Raw genomic sequence first — 15,093 nt, forward strand, 5'->3', positions numbered from 1 at the left:
GCCATGACCACGACCAGGCATGACCTCAGGCGGCCCGCGCCGGCGGCGCCCCGCGCGGCGTGGCGCGTCCCGTCCTCGTGGCCGCAGGCGCTGATCTACGCGGGCGCGGTGGCGGTGCTGCTGCTGTGGTGGCACGGCACCCGGTCGGTCACCGGCCTGGACGGCTGGCTGACCGAGGCGGGCCGCGTCACCGGGCTGATGGCGGGCTACGGCTGCGCGGTGCTGCTCGCGCTGATGGCGCGGATCCCCGCGCTGGAGCGCGGCGTCGGCACCGACCGGCTAGCCCGCTGGCACGCGATGGGCGGCCGGTACACGGTCTGCCTTGCGTGCGCGCACGCGCTGCTGATCATCTGGGGATACGCGGTGACGTCGCGGACCGACGTCGTCCACCAGACGGTCTCGATCGTGTTCGACTACCCCGAGATGATCAAGGGGACGCTCGGCTTCCTGCTGCTGGTCGGCGTCGGGATCACCTCGGCGCGGGCCGCGCGGCGGCGGCTGCGCTACGAGACCTGGTACTACCTGCATTTCGCCACCTACCTGGCGATCTACCTGGCGTTCTGGCACCAGCTCGCGGACGGCGCCCAGTTCGCCGGCACGACCTGGGCGAAGGCGGCCTGGTACGCGCTGTACGGCGGCACCGGCCTGGTGCTGGTGTGGTTCCGGTTCGTGATGCCGGTGGTGCGGGGGCTGCGGCACGACCTGCGGGTCGCCGCCGTCCACGCCGAGGCGCCCGGCGTCGTGTCGATCTACATGACGGGGCGGCACCTGGACGAGCTGCACGCGCGCCCCGGCCAGTTCTTCCGGTGGCGGTTCCTCGCGCCCGGGCTGTGGTGGGCGGCGAACCCGTACTCGCTGTCGGAGCCCGTCCGGGGCGGCCGGCTGCGGATCACCGTGAAGGCCGCCGGCGACCACAGCGCGGCGCTGTTCCGGCTGCGTCCCGGGACGCGGGTGTGGGCGGAGGGCCCGTACGGCGGGTTCACCGGCGCGCGCCCGCACCACGACCGGGCGCTGCTGCTGGCGGGCGGCGTCGGCATCACGCCGCTGCGGACGCTGTTCGAGACGCTGCCCGGCGACGTCGTCCTGCTCTACAAGGCGCGGCGCCCCGAGGACCTGGCGCTGCGGGACGAGCTGGACGCGATCGCCACCGCGCGGGGCGCCCGGGTGCACTACTTCGTGAGCGAACCGGCGGGCTACGCGCTGCCGCTCACCGGGGAGGCCCTGCGCAGCCTGGTGCCCGACGTCCGGCACCGGGACGTGTACCTGTGCGGGCCGCCCGGGATGACCGGCGCCGCGCTCGCGGCGCTGAAGCAGGCGGGGGTGCGGCGCCGCCACATCCGCCACGAGTCGTTCGAGTTCTGAGGGGGCCGTCCATGCGCAGAGCCTTGATCACCACCGGGTCGACCGTGGCGGGCGTCGCCCTGCTGCTGTCGTTCAAGCCGCACCAGAGCGCGGCCGTGAAGGCGGCGGCGCCGTCCGCCGCCGGGACGAGCACCGGGGCGGCCGCCGCGCCCGGCCCGTCGGCGTCCCCGTCGTCGTCCGCGGCCTCCGGAGGGTCGAGCGGCACCTACAAGGGCGACGTGATCGACACCCGGTGGGGGCCGGTGCAGGTCGAGATCACGATGGCCAAGGGCCGCCTCACCGCGGTGAAGGTGCTCCAGGTGCCGTCGGAGAACCCCCGCGACCAGGAGATCAACCAGTTCGCGGTGCCGCAGCTGACGCAGGAGGCGCTCGCGGCGGGCAGCGCGCGCATCGACTCGGTGTCCGGCGCCACCTACACCAGCGAGGGCTACATCCAGTCGCTGCAGAGCGCGTTGGACGCCGCCCATGCCTGAGTCGGTCCATCACGTCGAGCACGTCATGGGGACGGTGTTCTCCTTCGACATCCGCTCGCCCCGCACCCCCGAGATCACCGTGGCGCTCGCGCGGGCGGTCGCGTGGCTGCACCGCGTCGACCGCGTCTTCTCCCCCTACCGCGACGACAGCCAGATCTCCCGCCTCGCGCGCGGCGAGATCGGCCTGGCCGGCTGCGACCCCGACGTGGCCGACGTGCTGCGGCGCTGCGACGAGCTGGAGCGCGAGACCGGCGGCGCGTTCAGCGCGACGGCGGCCGGACGCCTCGACCCGAGCGGCCTGGTGAAGGGCTGGGCGATCGAGCGGGCGTCCGCGATCCTGCACGACGCCGGGGCCCGCGACCACTGCGTCAACGGCGGCGGCGACATCCAGCTGCGCGGCGAGGCCGCCCCCGGCGAGCCCTGGCGGATCGGCCTCGCCGACCCCGCGGACCCCGCCGCGCTCGCCGCCGTGGTGACCGGCACCGACCTCGCCGTCGCGACGTCCGGCACCGCCGAACGCGGCCACCACATCATCGACCCGCGCACCGGACGGCCCGCCACCGCGCTCGCCTCCCTCACCCTCGTCGGACGGCACCTCACCGAGGTCGACGCGCTCGCCACCGCCGCGTTCGTCATGGGCGACGGAGCGCGCGAGTGGGCGTCCGCGCGTCCCGGCGTCGAGGCGTTCGCCGTCGCGCCCGACCGGACCCGCTGGTGGACGCCGGGCTTCGAGCGCCTCGCGCTGCTGCCCGCCGCGCCCGGGACGTCCGGCGCGTCCTGAGCAGCGGGCCCGGGGCGCCGACCGGGTAGGTTGGAGGCGGCCGTGCCGCACCGTCGCGAACTGCAGAGAAGGGACCAGCCCATGCCCAGCCCCGCAGGCGACCGGCGCGCGAAGGGCGGCCTGGAGGCCGAGGTCCTGGCGGTCCTGAAGGAGGCCGGCGAGCCGCTCACTCCCCGGCAGGTCGGGGAACGGCTGGCACGGTCGCTCGCCTACACGACGGTGATGACCGTCCTGGCGCGGCTGCACGAGAAGGGCCAGGCCGGGCGGGAGCGCGCGGGCCGCGGCTACGCGTACACGTACCAGCGCGACGAGGCGGGCCGCAGAGCCGTCCAGATGAAGCGGCTCCTCGGCGGCGAGGACCAGCACGCCGACGTCCTGGCCCACTTCGTCAGCGAGCTCTCCCCCGAGGACGAGGACGTCCTGCTCCGGCTCCTCGGCGGCGACCCCCGCGACCAGCCGTCCTGAACGGCGCACGGCCGTTTCCCGCCGGGCGGCCGTTCCGCGCCGGGCGGCCGTTCCGCGCCGGGCGGCCGTTTCGCGCCGGGCGGCCGTTTTCCAGCAGCCCGGCCGTTCAACAGCAGCCCGGCCTTTCTCCAGCGGCCGCTCTACAGCAGGCCGGCCTCCTTCTCCGGGACGCGCCGTCTCGCGGGACGGCGCGCCGGGGCGGGCCTGACCAGGTCGTCGAGCAGCGCGTCCCATTCGGCGCCGACCGCCTCCGGGGTGTAGCGCGCCATCGCGCCGGCGGCCTGCTCCCCGAGCCCCTCGCGCAGCCGCCGGTCGTCGATCATCCGGCCGATCGCCGCCGCGAGCGCCGCCACGTCCCCGCCCTTGACGAGCAGCCCGTCGACGCCGTCGGTGAGCAGCTCGCGCGGGCCCGTCGGGCAGTCGAACGACACCACGCCGAGGCCCTTGCTCATCGCCTCCATCAGCACCAGCGGCAGCCCCTCGTACCGGGAGCTGAGCACGAAGATCGACGCCTCGGACATGGCCGTGCCCATGTCGCCCGTCCGGCCCATCAGGAACGCGCTGGACGCCAGGCCCCGGCGGTCGATCCGGCGCTGCAGCCGCTGCCGCCACGGCCCGCCGCCGTAGATCCGCAGCGTCCAGCCCGGATGGTCCGCCGCGACCTGCTCCCAGGCGTCCAGCAGCAGGTCGAAGCCCTTCTGCCGGACGAGCCGCCCGGCGGCGAGGACCGTCCGCGCGGCCGGGTCGGCGGGCCCGCCGTTCAGCTCGGGCAGCGCGTTCGGGATGCACACGAGCCGCCGCGCGTCCGGCAGCTCGCGGCGGTATCCGGCGAGGTCGGTCGCGGTCAGCGTGACGACCGCGTCGAGCCGCCCGTACCGGCGCAGGACGCGGTCGCGGACGGCGGGCCGGTGGCTGCCGAGGTTCATGTGCTCCTGGCCGACCGTGCGGACCTCCGGCGGCGCGAACACCGCCGCCGCGAGGTTCAGGCTCGGCCGGGTCGTGATCAGCAGGCCGGTGCGCAGCGACCGCAGGAACCGGATGAGCAGCAGGTCCGTCCAGAGCGAGCAGCGCCGGTAGGACGGCTCGCCGACCGGGACGAGCAGGCTCGGCAGCCGCGACAGCACCCGGCGGGCGAGGCCGCGCGCCCCGCCGGGCGGGTCGACCCGGTCGTCCAGGCTGGACACCCGGACGCCGTCGGGGATCGGGAAGCTCGGCCGGCGCAGCTCCCGGATCAGCCCGACGACCTCGACCTCGCGCTGCCGGGCGAGCTGCCCCGCGGTGTTCAGCACGGTCCGGACCGTGCCGCCCGCGCCGTAGGCGTGCTGCACCAGGAAGATCACCTTCCGGGCCGTCGCGGCGGGCGCGCGGCGCGCCCGGCGCCGGTTCGCCGGCCTCAGCAGCAGCAGCGCGAGCGGTTCCAGCATCGCCGACAGCGCCCGTACGGCCGTCCTGCCGCCCCATCGCACCGCGCGCCGCAGGACCCTCCGGCGCTCGCGGCCACCCGCCCCGGTCACGGCATCCTCCCCCCAGCGGAGCGAAGCGCCCAGGCCTCGCCCCGATCGACCTACTACTGATTACGTAGTACTACATGCCCCGGCTGCCGGGGCCGCATCCAGGCATTACCCCGATTGCCCCCGAACGTGCCGCAAACGTTCAGGTCGGCGCCGCCGTGCGGCATCGCCGTCGCGGCCTCCGCACCCGCCGCGCGAAAGGAGCACCCATCCGTTCCGCGCAACACCCCCATGGGAGGGCCAAGGAGGCGTATGCTTTCGGTGATCGCTCGGACACCTAGAGTGATCGCGAGTCGACTCCCCGGGAGACGGCATGCCTGGACTGCCCCGCGCCGCCTGGCTTTACGTCTGCGTCGTCATCGCCCTGGCGGCGGTCCTGATCGGCTCCTCGTCCCCCGGGGACGTCGACCCGCACGTGCTGGTCGCCCTCGTCGCGCTGTTCGTCCTCTGCGACTCGCTGCCCGCCCGGCTGAACGTCGAGCGGGCCCGGATGTCGCTCGGCTTCGCGGTGAGCCTGGCGTCGGTGGTGCTCCTCGGCCCGGCCGGCGCCGCGCTCGTCGGGCTCAGCGCCGTCGCGACCGGGCAGCGCAACGTCGCGCTGGTCAAGCGGCTGTTCAACGGCGCGCAGTTCGCCGTCGGCGGCTACGCGGCCGGGGTCGTGTTCGGCGCGCTCGGCGGCGCCCGGTTCGAGCCCGGGCGGGCCGGCTGGGTCTGGGACGCGCTCGGCCCGTTCGTCGGCGCGCTACTGACGTTCGTGCTGGTCAACCTCGTCCTCACCTCGGGCGCGCTGCTGCTCAGCGGCGAGTCCGAGCCCGGCGAGCTGGTGCGCGACAGCGGCCAGCTCGCCGGGGTGTGCGTCGGGTACGGGATGTACGGGCTGCTGATCGCGGGCCTGTGGCCGGACCTCGGGCCGCTCGTCGCGGTGCTGGTGCTGCTGCCGCTGTTCGTCGCCCGGTGGGCGCTGGAGCAGACGTTCGGGCAGCGCCGCGCCTACGACGCGACGCTCGCCGCGCTGTGCCAGGCCGTCGAGACCAAGGACCCGGCGACCCGCGGGCACTCCGAGCGGGTGTCGCGCGGCGCGGTGATGATCGCCCGGCAGATCGGGATGCGCCCGGAGCGGGTCGAGGCCATCCGGTACGCGGGCATGCTGCACGACATCGGCAAGATCGGCGTGCCGACGAAGATCCTGCGCAAGGGCGGCGACCTCACCGACGAGGAGTTCGCCGCGGTCCGGCTGCACCCGATGCGCGGGCTGGAGATCGTCCGGGAGATCGGGTTCCTGGACGAGGCGCTCGCCGGCATCATGCACCACCACGAGAAGGTGAACGGCCGCGGCTACCCGATGGGCCTGGTCGGCGACGAGATCCCCGAGTTCGCGCGGGTGATCGGGGTGGCGGACGCCTTCGACGTGATGACCTCCGCGCGCCCCTACAAGCAGCCGATGCCGGTCGGCGACGCCAAGCGGGAGCTGCGGCGCTGCGCGGGCACGCAGTTCGACCCGGTGATGGTGGAGGCGTTCCTGCGCGCCCTGGACGCGCACGGCTGGGAGTCGCAGCGCGGCCGGCCCGTCGACGCCCCACCGGCGACACCGGTGGAACCGGGCCGTCAGACGTAAAGGGCGACCACGGCATCCGTGACACGCGCCCGTGACGCGCCGCCGTGACGCGCGGCCGTGATGCCGTCTGACCTGGGGGTCTCCGGACCGAGTCCGCTCGTCGAGTTTGCCTGTTCCGGGGCATAGGGCCCGTCCGTGCGGACACATCGCCAGTGACGCACTCTCGGACGGAACGGGTGGTGAACGTGCGCGCGAGGCGTGGGCGCAGGGCGGCGGGGCTGAACTGGCCGCTGCTGCTGGGACTGATCGCGACCGGTTTCCTCATCTACGTGTGGGTGTGGGCGTCGACGCAGGGCGGCCCGCCGTGGCCGCCCCGCTGACCGGCGCCGGGGCCTCGCTGACCGGCGGCGGGGCCTTCTGAGAGCCGGCCGTCGCGCATCGTCCAGACCCGGTCCACCGCGTCCAGCTGGGCGAGGTCGTGGGTGACCATGACGGCCGCGACGCCGCGCTCGCGGGTGAGGCGGCCGAGCAGGGCGACGATCGAGGCGCCCCGCTCGTGATCGAGCGCGCTGGTCGGCTCGTCCGTGAGCAGCACGCGCGGGTCGTTCATCAGCGCGCGGGCGATGGCGACGCGCTGCCGCTCGCCGCCGGACAGCTGGTACGGCCGCTTGTGCTCCAGCCCGGCCAGCCCGACCGCGGCGAGCAGCTCGCGGGCCCGGCCGGCGGCCGCGCGGGCGGGACGGCCCGCCAGGTGCGCCATCACGGTCAGCTGGTCGAGCGCGGTCAGCGAGGGCAGCAGGTTGGGCTGCTGGAACACGACGCCGACGCGGTCGCGGCGCAGCCGGGTGCGCTCGGCGGGGTCCAGCCCGGCGGCGTCCCGCCCGGCGACCTCGACGCTGCCGGACGCGGGGGCGATCAGCAGCGCGGCGACCGCGAGCAGGCTCGACTTCCCGGAGCCGGACGGGCCCGCGACGGCCGCGAACTCGCCCGCCGCGACCGTGAGACTCACCCGGTCGAGGGCGGTCAGCGTGCGGTCCCCGTCGGGGTAGGTCAGCACGACGTCGTGCAGGACGAGGCTCATCGGGCGGCTCCCAGCGCGGTCAGCGGGTCGACGGAGGTGATCTTCCGGACGGCGAGCGCGGCCCCGCCGGCACCGAGCACGATCATGACGGCGACCGGCAGGACGGTGGTGCCGGCGGAGACGACGAACGGGACGCGTCCCGCGACGGCGGCGCCGGCCAGCCCGCCGATCGCGCCGCCGAGCCCGGCACCTCCCAGCAGCACCAGCACGGCCTGCGCGAGCGCGTCGCGCAGCAGGTAGCCGGTGCTCGCGCCGAGCGCCTTCAGGACGGCGACGTCGCCGCGCCGCTGGATCGTCCAGACGGTGAAGAACGCGCCGATGACCAGCGCCGATATCGCGAACAGGAAGCCGCGCATGAGCTGCAGCGACCCGTTCTCGGCGCTGAACGACGGGATGGCCGCCCGGGCGTCGGCGAGCGGGACGGTGGTGGTGCCGAGCCGCGCGTCGGCGGCCCGCAGGTCCGGGCTCCCGTGCGTGCGCAGGAGCAGGACCGTCGCGGCCTCGCCGCCGCCCTGCGGGTTCACCGCCCGCCAGTCGGCGAGCCCGAGCCAGGCGACCGGGGTGTGGCTGTAGGACGCGTCGCCGCGGACCCCGGCGACCGCGAAGGCATGCCCGGCGATGCGGATCTTCGCGCCCGCCGCGAGGCCGGTCTTGCTCGCCAGCCCCTTCGAAAGGACGACCTGGCCCGCGGCCGGGGCACCGCCGCCGGCCCTCCCGCCGGGCGCCACGCCGAAGAAGGCGGCGGGCGCGCCGCGCTCCCCGCCGGACCCGTAGGACAGGCGGCCCATGGCGATGCCGAGCGGCTCGGCCGTCACGCCCGGGACGTCCCGCCAGCCCTGGACCGTCCGCTGGTCGATCCGGCTGTCGGAGAACGACGGCTTCCCGTCGGCGGACGCGGCGGTGCCGAACGCGACGCGGTCGGCGGGCAGCCCCTCGACGGCGGACCCGCTGTCCCTGGCGAGGCCCGCGGTGAGCCCGGACAGCATCGTCACCAGCAGCGTGATGAGCAGCACGACCGCGCCCATGAGCGCGAACCGCCCCTTGGCGAAGCGCAGGTCCCTGAGCGCCACGAACACCGTGCGTCTCCCGTTCCCTCGTCGATCCGGACGTTTTCCACCCTCTGCCGCGCGCGCCCCCGGCACATCGTGCGGGCGCACCGCCGGGCGGCCTTACTCCGGACGGCCCCGGATCCACCTTTCGATCGATTCCGGGACCCGGCCGGTCGCCTACGCTGGGTGAGAAATGAGGGACGATCCGTTCTCGCCGGCGGTGCGGCTGCTCGGCTGGGCCGTGCACGGCACCTTCCTGGTGCTGCTCGCGATCGCCCTGGTCCGCGTGGTGCACGACGGCCTGGCCTGGGCCGCCGCGGGCGGCGTGCTGCTCGGCCTGCTGTACGCGGCGGCGGTCGTCCCGCGACTGCGCGAGCACCGCACCCGTCCGGCGCTCGCGCGCGCGTGGCTGGGGGTGATCAGCGCGGGGTGGGTGGCGCTGGCGCTGTCCTCCCCCGACTTCGTGTGGCTGGCGTTCCCGCTGTTCTTCGCCTACCTGCACCTGCTGCCGCCGCCGGCGGCGCTGCCCGGGGTGGCCGCGCTGACCGGCGCGGCGATCGCCGCGTCCGCGTGGCACGGCGGCGGCCTGACGCTCGCCGAGGTGCTCGGGCCCTGCATCGGCGCGGCCGTCGCGACGATGATGGCGCTGGCGTACGCGGCGCTCTACCGGGAGAGCGAGCAGCGCCGGCGGCTGATCGAGGAGCTGGTGCGCACCCGGGAGCGGCTCGTCCGCGCGGAGGCGGGCGCCGCGCGGCTCGCCGAGCGGGAGCGGCTCGCCCGGGAGATCCACGACACGCTCGCGCAGGGTATGTCGAGCATCATCCTGCTGCTGCGGGCGGCGCGCCGCGACCTCGACCACGCGCCCGGCGCGGCGCGCGGCCGGCTCGACGAGGCGGAGAAGGCCGCCGCCGAGAACTTGGAGGAGGCCCGCAGCTTCGTGCGCGCGCTCGCCCCGCCCGTCCTGCGGCGGTCGTCGCTGCCGGACGCGCTGCGCCGCGTCACCGAGTCGGCGAGCGCGCGGTCGCCCGTCCGGATGCGGTTCGAGGTGTCCGGGACGCCCGCCGAGCTGCCGACCGAGTACGAGGTGGCGCTGCTGCGGATCGCGCAGGGCGCGCTCGGCAACGCGAGCCGGCACGCGGCCGCCGGGACCGTCGGCGTGACGCTGACCTACCTCGACGACATGGTGGTGCTGGACGTGTTCGACGACGGCCGCGGCTTCGACCCGTCCCCCACCCGGACCGACCCCGGCGAGCCCGCCGGGGGCACCGGATACGGGCTGCGCGCCATGCGGGAACGAGCCCGCGCGCTGGGCGGGACGCTGACCGTCGAGTCGTCGCCGGGCGAGGGGACGGCCGTGGTGGCGAGCCTGCCGCTGCCCGCCGCACCCGGCGACCTCGAAGGAAAGCCGGGCCGGTGACCGCGCCGATCCGCATCCTGCTGGTCGACGACCATCCCGTGGTCCGCTCCGGCCTGCGCGCCATGCTGGTCGGGCAGCCCGGCTTCGCGCTGGTCGGCGAGGCCGCGACCGGTGAGGAGGGCGTCGCCGAGGCGTCCCGGCTGCACCCGGACGTCGTCCTCATGGACCTGCAGCTCGGCGCCGGCATCCACGGCAGCGAGGCGACCCGGCGGATCACCGCGGCCGGGCCGCGCGCGCCGCGCGTCCTCGTGCTGACGACGTTCGACTCCGACTCCGACATCCTCGCCGCGATCGAGGCGGGCGCCACCGGCTACCTGCTCAAGGACGCGCCGCCGGAGAAGCTGCACGCCGCGATCCGGTCGGCCGCCGCCGGGGACAGCACGCTCGCGCCGTCCGTCGCGTCCCGGCTGCTGGGCCGGATGCGAGCACCGTCCGCGACGCTGACCGGGCGGGAGCTGGAGGTGCTCGGCCTCGTCGCCGAGGGCCTGTCGAACCGGCAGATCAGCAAGCGCCTGTTCCTCAGCGAGACGACCGTGAAGACGCACCTGGTGCACATCTACGCCAAGCTGGAGGTCGACTCCCGCACCGCCGCCGTCGCGACCGCCACCCGCCGCGGCCTGATCCGCCCCCGCTGACCCCGCCCCCGCCCGCCGCCCGGGGCGTGGTGGTGGTGGGGTCAGGTGGGGCCGTGGACCCGGTATTTGGCGGCGTCGGACCATTTGACGTCGAGGCCGAGGCCGGGACGGTCGGGGGCGGGCCGCAGCGCGCCGCCCTCCGGGCTGAGCGTGCCGTCGAAGACGAGCTGCTCGAAGCGGACGTGGTCGTGGAAGTACTCCAGGTGCCGGAGCCGTTCGACGGCGCAGAACGCGTGCGCCGACGCGGCCGGGGCGCAGTGCGCGGACAGCCCGATCTGCCGGGCCGCCGACAGGCCCGCGACCTGCAGCAGTCCGGTGATGCCGCCGCAGCGGGTCACGTCGGCCTGCAGGCAGTCCACGGACGGGCCGTCCAGCAGGTCGGCGAAGTCCTTCAGCACGAACCCGTACTCGCCGGCGGCCACCTCCAGACGGCCCGGGCCGTGCTCGCGGACGAGCCGCAGCCCCTCGGTGTCGTCGGAGCTGACCGGCTCCTCGAACCAGCGCACGTCCCACTCGCCGGCGAGGCGCCGCGCCCAGTACAGCGCCGCCTTGCGGGTCAGCGCCCCGTTGGCGTCGACGAACAGGTCGGGCTCCGGGCCGATCGCCTCGCGGACGGCGGTCAGCCGGCGCGGATCGTCGTCCGGGGACCGGGAGATCTTCAGCTTGACGCGCGGGATCCCCTGCTCGACCCAGCCGGCGAGCTGCCCGGCGAGCCGGTCGAGCGGGTAGTTGGTGAAGCCGCCGCTGCCGTACACGGGGACGTGGTCGTGGAAGCTCGGCAGCACCTGGAACAGGGGCCGGTCGAGCAGCCGGGCCTTCAGGTCCCACAGCGCGATGTCGACGGCGGACACGGCCATGGACCCGGCGCCGGGACGGCCCGCGTTGCGGATCGCGGCGAACATCCGGCGCCAGGCGGCGGCCGGTGCGAGCGCGTCCGCGCCCTCCACGAGCGAGGCGAGCTTCGACTCGACGAGCGTCGCGACGGCGAGGCTCCCGTAGGTGTAGCCGATCCCGGTCCGGCCGCCCGCGCTCGCCTCGACGAGCACCATCGTCGTCGAGTCCCAGCGCAGGGTGCCGTCCTCCTCCGCGCCGTCCGGGCCGTCCGTCGGCAGCGTGAACGCGTGCACCGCGATGCCGTCGACGGGGATCCCGCTTCCCGTGCCCATCGGCCGCTCCCCCTCTCGTCCTGCCTCTAACTACCGCTGGGAGGGGCGGCGAAACGGTGCGGGCGGCCGCGGCGGCGGTCCCCCGGCCCGCCCTGCCCTTCGTTTGCATCGCCCTTCCTCGGGGACGTGGCGAAGGGACGACACGCGCATCGACGGACATCGGGAGAGATCATGGGCCAGCAGGTAGCCGACTACGTGCTCGAGAGGCTGCGCGAATGGGGCATCGACCGGGTCTACGGCTACCCGGGCGACGGCATCAACGGGATGCTGGGCGCGTTCGACCGCGCGAAGGGGCATCCGGAGTTCATCCAGACGCGGCACGAGGAGATGGCCGCGTTCATGGCCTGCGCCCACGCCAAGTTCACCGGTGAGGTCGGGGTGTGCACCGCGACGTCCGGGCCGGGCGCGATCCACCTGCTGAACGGCCTCTACGACGCCAAGCTGGACCACCAGCCGGTCGTGGCGATCATCGGGCAGCAGAAGCGGCTCTCCCAGGGCACCCACTACCAGCAGGAAGTGGCGCTGGAGAACCTGTTCGCGGACGTGTCGGAGTTCGTGCAGATCTGCATGGACCCGGGGCAGATGCGGCACATCATCGACCGCGCGTTCAAGACCGCGCTCACCACCCGCGGCGTGGCGACGATCATCATCCCGGAGGACGTCCAGGAGAGCGACGCGGTCCCGTCGCCGCCGAAGGAGCACGGCTCGGTGTACTCCAGCGTGGGGTGGAGCCGGCCGCGGATCCTGCCGAACCCGGAGGAGCTGCGGAAGGCCGCGGACATCCTCAACGAGGGCAAGAAGGTCGCGATGCTGATCGGGCAGGGCGCGGCGAACGCGGAGGCGGAGGTCATCGAGGTCGCCGAGCTGCTCGGCGCCGGGATCGCCAAGGCGCTGCTCGGCCGCGAGGTCGTCCCGGACGACCTGCCGTTCGTCACCGGCCCGATCGGGCTGCTCGGCTCCAAGGCCAGCGACGAGATGATCATGAACTGCGACGTGCTGTTCATGATCGGGTCCAGCTTCCCCTACGCCGAGTGGCTGCCGGACGAGGGCAGCTGCAAGGGCGTCGAGATCGACATCGACGGCCGGATGATCGGCATCCGCTACCCGATGGACGCGCACGTCGTCGGCGACGCGAAGGAGACGCTCAAGGAGCTGATCCCGCTCCTCAAGCGCAAGAAGGACCGGTCCTGGCGGGAGAAGATCGAGGAGAACGTGCGCGCCTGGAACACGGTGATGGAAAAGCGCGCGGGGCAGTCGTTCGGCGGCAAGATCAACCCGCAGGCGGTGGCGCACGAGCTGTCGCCGCTGCTGCCGGACGGCGCGATCCTCACCGCCGACTCCGGCTCGGCCACCAACTGGTGGGCGCGGCACATCAAGCTCCGCGACGACATGAAGGCCTCGCTGTCCGGGACGCTCGCGACGATGGGGCCCGGCGTCCCGTACGCGATCGCGGCGCGGTTCGCGTTCCCGGACCGTCCGGTGATCTGCTTCGTCGGTGACGGCGCGTTCCAGATGAACGGCATGAACGAGATGCTGACCGTCAAGCGGTACGCGAACCGGCTGGCGGGCTCCCCGCCGCTGATCTTCTGCGTGTTCAACAACCAGGACCTCAACCAGGTCACCTGGGAGCAGCGCGCGATGGGCGGCGACCCGAAGTACCCGGGCTCGCAGACGATCCCCGACTTCCCCTACGCCAAGTACGCGGAGCTGGCGGGGCTGAAGGGCATCTACTGCGACGAGCCGAAGAAGGTCACCGACGCGTGGAAGCAGGCGCTGTCGAGCGACCGCCCGGTGGTGCTGGAGTTCGTGGTGGACAACGAGATCCCGCCGATCCCGCCGCACATCATGAGCGACCAGGCCAAGAAGACCGTCAAGGCCGGCATCAAGGACCCGCAGAAGTTCGGGATCGCCGAGCGCGGCTTCCGGCAGAAGCTCACCGACCTCTACGAGAGCCTCCCCGGCCGCAAGCACTGACGCCTTCACGATCCGTTGGCCTGCGGCGGGCCGTCGTCATGAGCGGTGCCATGGCGGCGGCCCGCCGCATGTCAACGCGCGGTGGCGGTCAGGTGGGCGAAGGCGACGGTGTTGCCCCGGTAGTGGCGGGCGGCGGGGTCGAACCGGCCGCCGCAGGTGATGAGGCGGAGGGACGGCCCCGGCGTGTCGGCGTACACGGCCCGCGCGGGGAAGCCGTCCTTGGGGAAGCGGCGGACGGCGTCGACGGTGAACACGGCCGTCGCCCCGTCCGCGCGGCGGACCCGGACGTCCTGGCCGGGGCGGAGCCGGCCCAGCCGGAAGAACACCGACGGCCCCGCGGACGAGTCGAGGTGCCCTTCGATGACGGCGGTGCCCGCCTCGCCCGGCGTGACGGAGCCGGTGTACCAGGCGGGCTGGTCCTCGTGCGGCGGCCGCGGCGGCTGGAGTGTCCCGTCCCGGAGGAGTCCGGCCCGCGCGACGCGGGCGCGGACGCCGAGCGCGGGGATGGTGAGCCGGGTCGGCGGCGCGGCGGGCAGCGCGAGACCGTCCGCCGGGCTCGAATCCCGGGGCGGCGCCCAGGTGCGCGGCGCGGCCGGTGCCTGCGGCGCGGCCTCTTGGTGCCCGGCGATCACCGTGGTGACGGCGGCGGCGCCGCACGCGGCCGCTGCCAGGCTCAGGCCGAGGGTCGGGCGGTCGCCGCGCGGCGGGGCGGTCCTCATGCGGGCCGGAACGCTGTCCGGTTCCGCCGCCGGACGTGCAGGGCGCGGGCCAGCGCTCCGGCGCCCGCGAGCCCGGCGCCCGCGCCGAACAGCCAGGCGACCTTGGCGTGGCCGGTGCCGACGGTGGAGCCGGTGGCGGCGGTGGAGCCGGTGCCGGTCGCGGCGCCGCCCGCCGGCATCGGCTGGAGCACGCCGCAGAGCGCGGGCGACGTCACGGCGAGCGGCAGCGACGGGACCACGTCGCTCTTCTCGCTCCGCGCCTTGCGGCCGAGGGTCCGCGGGTCGTCGCCGTGGACGACGACGACCGCGATGCCCTTGCGCAGGGAGGCGACGGCCGCCGGGCTCAGCGTGATGGTCCGCGCGTAGCGCACGCTCGGCCCCTTCGGCGCGATCTTCAGGTCGGTGCCCGCCTGCGGCGTGACGTTGCCCCTCACCGAGAGGGTCGTCTGGATCGGGCCGTAGTAGGGCGTCCCTTCCGTGGTGCTGACGACGCCGTCGCCGTTCCGGTCGGCGGACGCCGGCGGGCACATGCCGCGGGCGCCGCCGTGGATGTGCTGAAGGTGCGGATACGGCGCGCCGTTGAGCCGCGCCGCGAGCCCGGAGTACCGCTCGGTGATCGTCGCGGTGCTCTCGCGGAGCCGCAGCGTCAGCAGTCCCGACCCGGTCTGGTGGTTCAGCGGCCGCAGCCGGGCCTGGTAGGTGACGGTGCGCGACGCGGCCGGACCGGCTCCGGCCGATGCCGCCGGCGCCGCCGGGGCCGTCGCCATGAGCGCCAGGCCGGCGGCACCGCCGAACGCCAGTGCCGCCCGCCCGCCTCGCGACCGTTCTGCGCCTTTTATTCGCATTCCTGCCCTTTCCCCGGTAGCGCGCGTCACGCGATGATCGCTGGGGAATTGCCCGGGCGG

At 74.8% G+C, this 15,093-nt stretch carries 14 protein-coding genes; 8 read left to right on the forward strand and 6 right to left on the reverse strand.

All coding sequences use genetic code 11. The features are described 5' to 3' along the window. Positions 1-3 precede the first annotated feature (3 nt). The 4 genes from AB0C78_RS27825 to AB0C78_RS27840 all read left to right on the forward strand — a co-directional run bounded on the left by AB0C78_RS27825 (position 4) and on the right by AB0C78_RS27840 (position 3,081). The gene (locus AB0C78_RS27825) at positions 4-1,362 is read left to right on the forward strand and encodes a ferredoxin reductase family protein (RefSeq protein WP_360753233.1); all 1,359 of its coding nucleotides are present in this window, start codon (positions 4-6) and stop codon (positions 1,360-1,362) included. 11 nt (positions 1,363-1,373) lie between these two features. After that, positions 1,374-1,835 carry an FMN-binding protein gene (locus AB0C78_RS27830; RefSeq protein WP_360753235.1) on the forward strand — a complete coding sequence of 154 codons (462 nt, stop codon included), beginning with the start codon at positions 1,374-1,376 and terminating at the stop codon, positions 1,833-1,835. Continuing rightward, positions 1,828-2,616, forward strand: coding sequence for an FAD:protein FMN transferase (locus AB0C78_RS27835; protein WP_360753238.1), 789 nt, complete (start codon positions 1,828-1,830; stop codon positions 2,614-2,616). Before AB0C78_RS27830 ends, AB0C78_RS27835 begins: the two co-directional genes overlap by 8 nt. 81 nt (positions 2,617-2,697) lie before the next feature. Continuing rightward, positions 2,698-3,081, forward strand: a complete 384-nt coding sequence (locus tag AB0C78_RS27840; RefSeq protein ID WP_360753240.1) for a BlaI/MecI/CopY family transcriptional regulator — start codon at positions 2,698-2,700, stop codon at positions 3,079-3,081. A gap of 140 nt (positions 3,082-3,221) precedes the next feature. On the opposite strand, the gene AB0C78_RS27845 is transcribed toward AB0C78_RS27840, so the two are convergent. Beyond that, positions 3,222-4,595 (reverse strand): glycosyltransferase family 4 protein, encoded by a 1,374-nt coding sequence (locus tag AB0C78_RS27845; protein ID WP_360753243.1) that lies wholly within the window; start codon positions 4,593-4,595, stop codon positions 3,222-3,224. Between the two features lie 310 nt (positions 4,596-4,905). Here AB0C78_RS27845 and AB0C78_RS27850 point away from each other — a divergent pair, with 310 nt between their 5' ends. Continuing rightward, positions 4,906-6,207: an HD-GYP domain-containing protein gene (locus tag AB0C78_RS27850; protein WP_360753244.1), complete on the forward strand. Its 1,302-nt coding sequence runs from the start codon at positions 4,906-4,908 to the stop codon at positions 6,205-6,207. Between the two features lie 265 nt (positions 6,208-6,472). Here AB0C78_RS27850 and AB0C78_RS27855 read toward each other — a convergent pair whose 3' ends face one another. Both AB0C78_RS27855 and AB0C78_RS27860 read right to left on the reverse strand, forming a co-directional pair. Beyond that, complete coding sequence (locus tag AB0C78_RS27855; protein ID WP_360753247.1) at positions 6,473-7,228, reverse strand: ABC transporter ATP-binding protein; 756 nt, start codon at positions 7,226-7,228, stop codon at positions 6,473-6,475. Continuing rightward, on the reverse strand, positions 7,225-8,304 hold the full coding sequence (locus AB0C78_RS27860; RefSeq protein ID WP_360753250.1) for an ABC transporter permease: 1,080 nt from the start codon (positions 8,302-8,304) through the stop codon (positions 7,225-7,227). The genes AB0C78_RS27855 and AB0C78_RS27860 overlap by 4 nt, the downstream gene beginning before the upstream one ends. Positions 8,305-8,470: 166 nt before the next feature. Between AB0C78_RS27860 and AB0C78_RS27865 the strand changes: the two genes are divergently transcribed. Then, entirely contained in the window at positions 8,471-9,694 is a 1,224-nt protein-coding gene (locus AB0C78_RS27865) for a sensor histidine kinase (protein ID WP_360753252.1), read from the forward strand. Next, positions 9,691-10,329 (forward strand): response regulator transcription factor, encoded by a 639-nt coding sequence (locus AB0C78_RS27870; RefSeq protein ID WP_360753254.1) that lies wholly within the window; start codon positions 9,691-9,693, stop codon positions 10,327-10,329. The genes AB0C78_RS27865 and AB0C78_RS27870 overlap by 4 nt, the downstream gene beginning before the upstream one ends. A gap of 41 nt (positions 10,330-10,370) precedes the next feature. Here AB0C78_RS27870 and AB0C78_RS27875 read toward each other — a convergent pair whose 3' ends face one another. Continuing rightward, positions 10,371-11,495, reverse strand: a complete 1,125-nt coding sequence (locus AB0C78_RS27875) for an enolase C-terminal domain-like protein (RefSeq protein ID WP_360753256.1) — start codon at positions 11,493-11,495, stop codon at positions 10,371-10,373. Positions 11,496-11,666: 171 nt separating this feature from the next. Between AB0C78_RS27875 and AB0C78_RS27880 the strand changes: the two genes are divergently transcribed. Continuing rightward, positions 11,667-13,469, forward strand: a complete 1,803-nt coding sequence (locus AB0C78_RS27880; RefSeq protein WP_360753258.1) for a thiamine pyrophosphate-requiring protein — start codon at positions 11,667-11,669, stop codon at positions 13,467-13,469. Positions 13,470-13,540: 71 nt separating this feature from the next. Here AB0C78_RS27880 and AB0C78_RS27885 read toward each other — a convergent pair whose 3' ends face one another. Together AB0C78_RS27885 and AB0C78_RS27890 are read right to left on the reverse strand one after the other, a co-directional pair. Next, positions 13,541-14,188 carry a class F sortase gene (locus AB0C78_RS27885; protein WP_360753261.1) on the reverse strand — a complete coding sequence of 216 codons (648 nt, stop codon included), beginning with the start codon at positions 14,186-14,188 and terminating at the stop codon, positions 13,541-13,543. Further along, positions 14,185-14,955 (reverse strand): hypothetical protein, encoded by a 771-nt coding sequence (locus AB0C78_RS27890; RefSeq protein ID WP_360753263.1) that lies wholly within the window; start codon positions 14,953-14,955, stop codon positions 14,185-14,187. Before AB0C78_RS27890 ends, AB0C78_RS27885 begins: the two co-directional genes overlap by 4 nt. Positions 14,956-15,093: the final 138 nt, after the last annotated feature.

It is taken from the genome of Actinomadura sp. NPDC048394 (assembly GCF_040651755.1).
Classification (GTDB): domain Bacteria; phylum Actinomycetota; class Actinomycetes; order Streptosporangiales; family Streptosporangiaceae; genus Spirillospora; species Spirillospora montaniterrae.

Bases quoted from the DNA above. Each gene is read 5' to 3' on its own strand.
- AB0C78_RS27825 (WP_360753233.1), top strand. From the start codon at position 4: ATGACCACGACCAGGCATGACCTCAGGCGGCCCGCGCCGGCGGCGCCC.
- AB0C78_RS27830 (WP_360753235.1), top strand. From the start codon at position 1,374: ATGCGCAGAGCCTTGATCACCACCGGGTCGACCGTGGCGGGCGTCGCC.
- AB0C78_RS27835 (WP_360753238.1), top strand. From the start codon at position 1,828: ATGCCTGAGTCGGTCCATCACGTCGAGCACGTCATGGGGACGGTGTTC.
- AB0C78_RS27840 (WP_360753240.1), top strand. From the start codon at position 2,698: ATGCCCAGCCCCGCAGGCGACCGGCGCGCGAAGGGCGGCCTGGAGGCC.
- AB0C78_RS27850 (WP_360753244.1), top strand. From the start codon at position 4,906: ATGCCTGGACTGCCCCGCGCCGCCTGGCTTTACGTCTGCGTCGTCATC.
- AB0C78_RS27855 (WP_360753247.1), bottom strand. From the start codon at position 7,228: ATGAGCCTCGTCCTGCACGACGTCGTGCTGACCTACCCCGACGGGGAC.
- AB0C78_RS27865 (WP_360753252.1), top strand. From the start codon at position 8,471: ATGAGGGACGATCCGTTCTCGCCGGCGGTGCGGCTGCTCGGCTGGGCC.
- AB0C78_RS27875 (WP_360753256.1), bottom strand. From the start codon at position 11,495: ATGGGCACGGGAAGCGGGATCCCCGTCGACGGCATCGCGGTGCACGCG.
- AB0C78_RS27880 (WP_360753258.1), top strand. From the start codon at position 11,667: ATGGGCCAGCAGGTAGCCGACTACGTGCTCGAGAGGCTGCGCGAATGG.
- AB0C78_RS27885 (WP_360753261.1), bottom strand. From the start codon at position 14,188: ATGAGGACCGCCCCGCCGCGCGGCGACCGCCCGACCCTCGGCCTGAGC.
- AB0C78_RS27890 (WP_360753263.1), bottom strand. From the start codon at position 14,955: ATGGCGACGGCCCCGGCGGCGCCGGCGGCATCGGCCGGAGCCGGTCCG.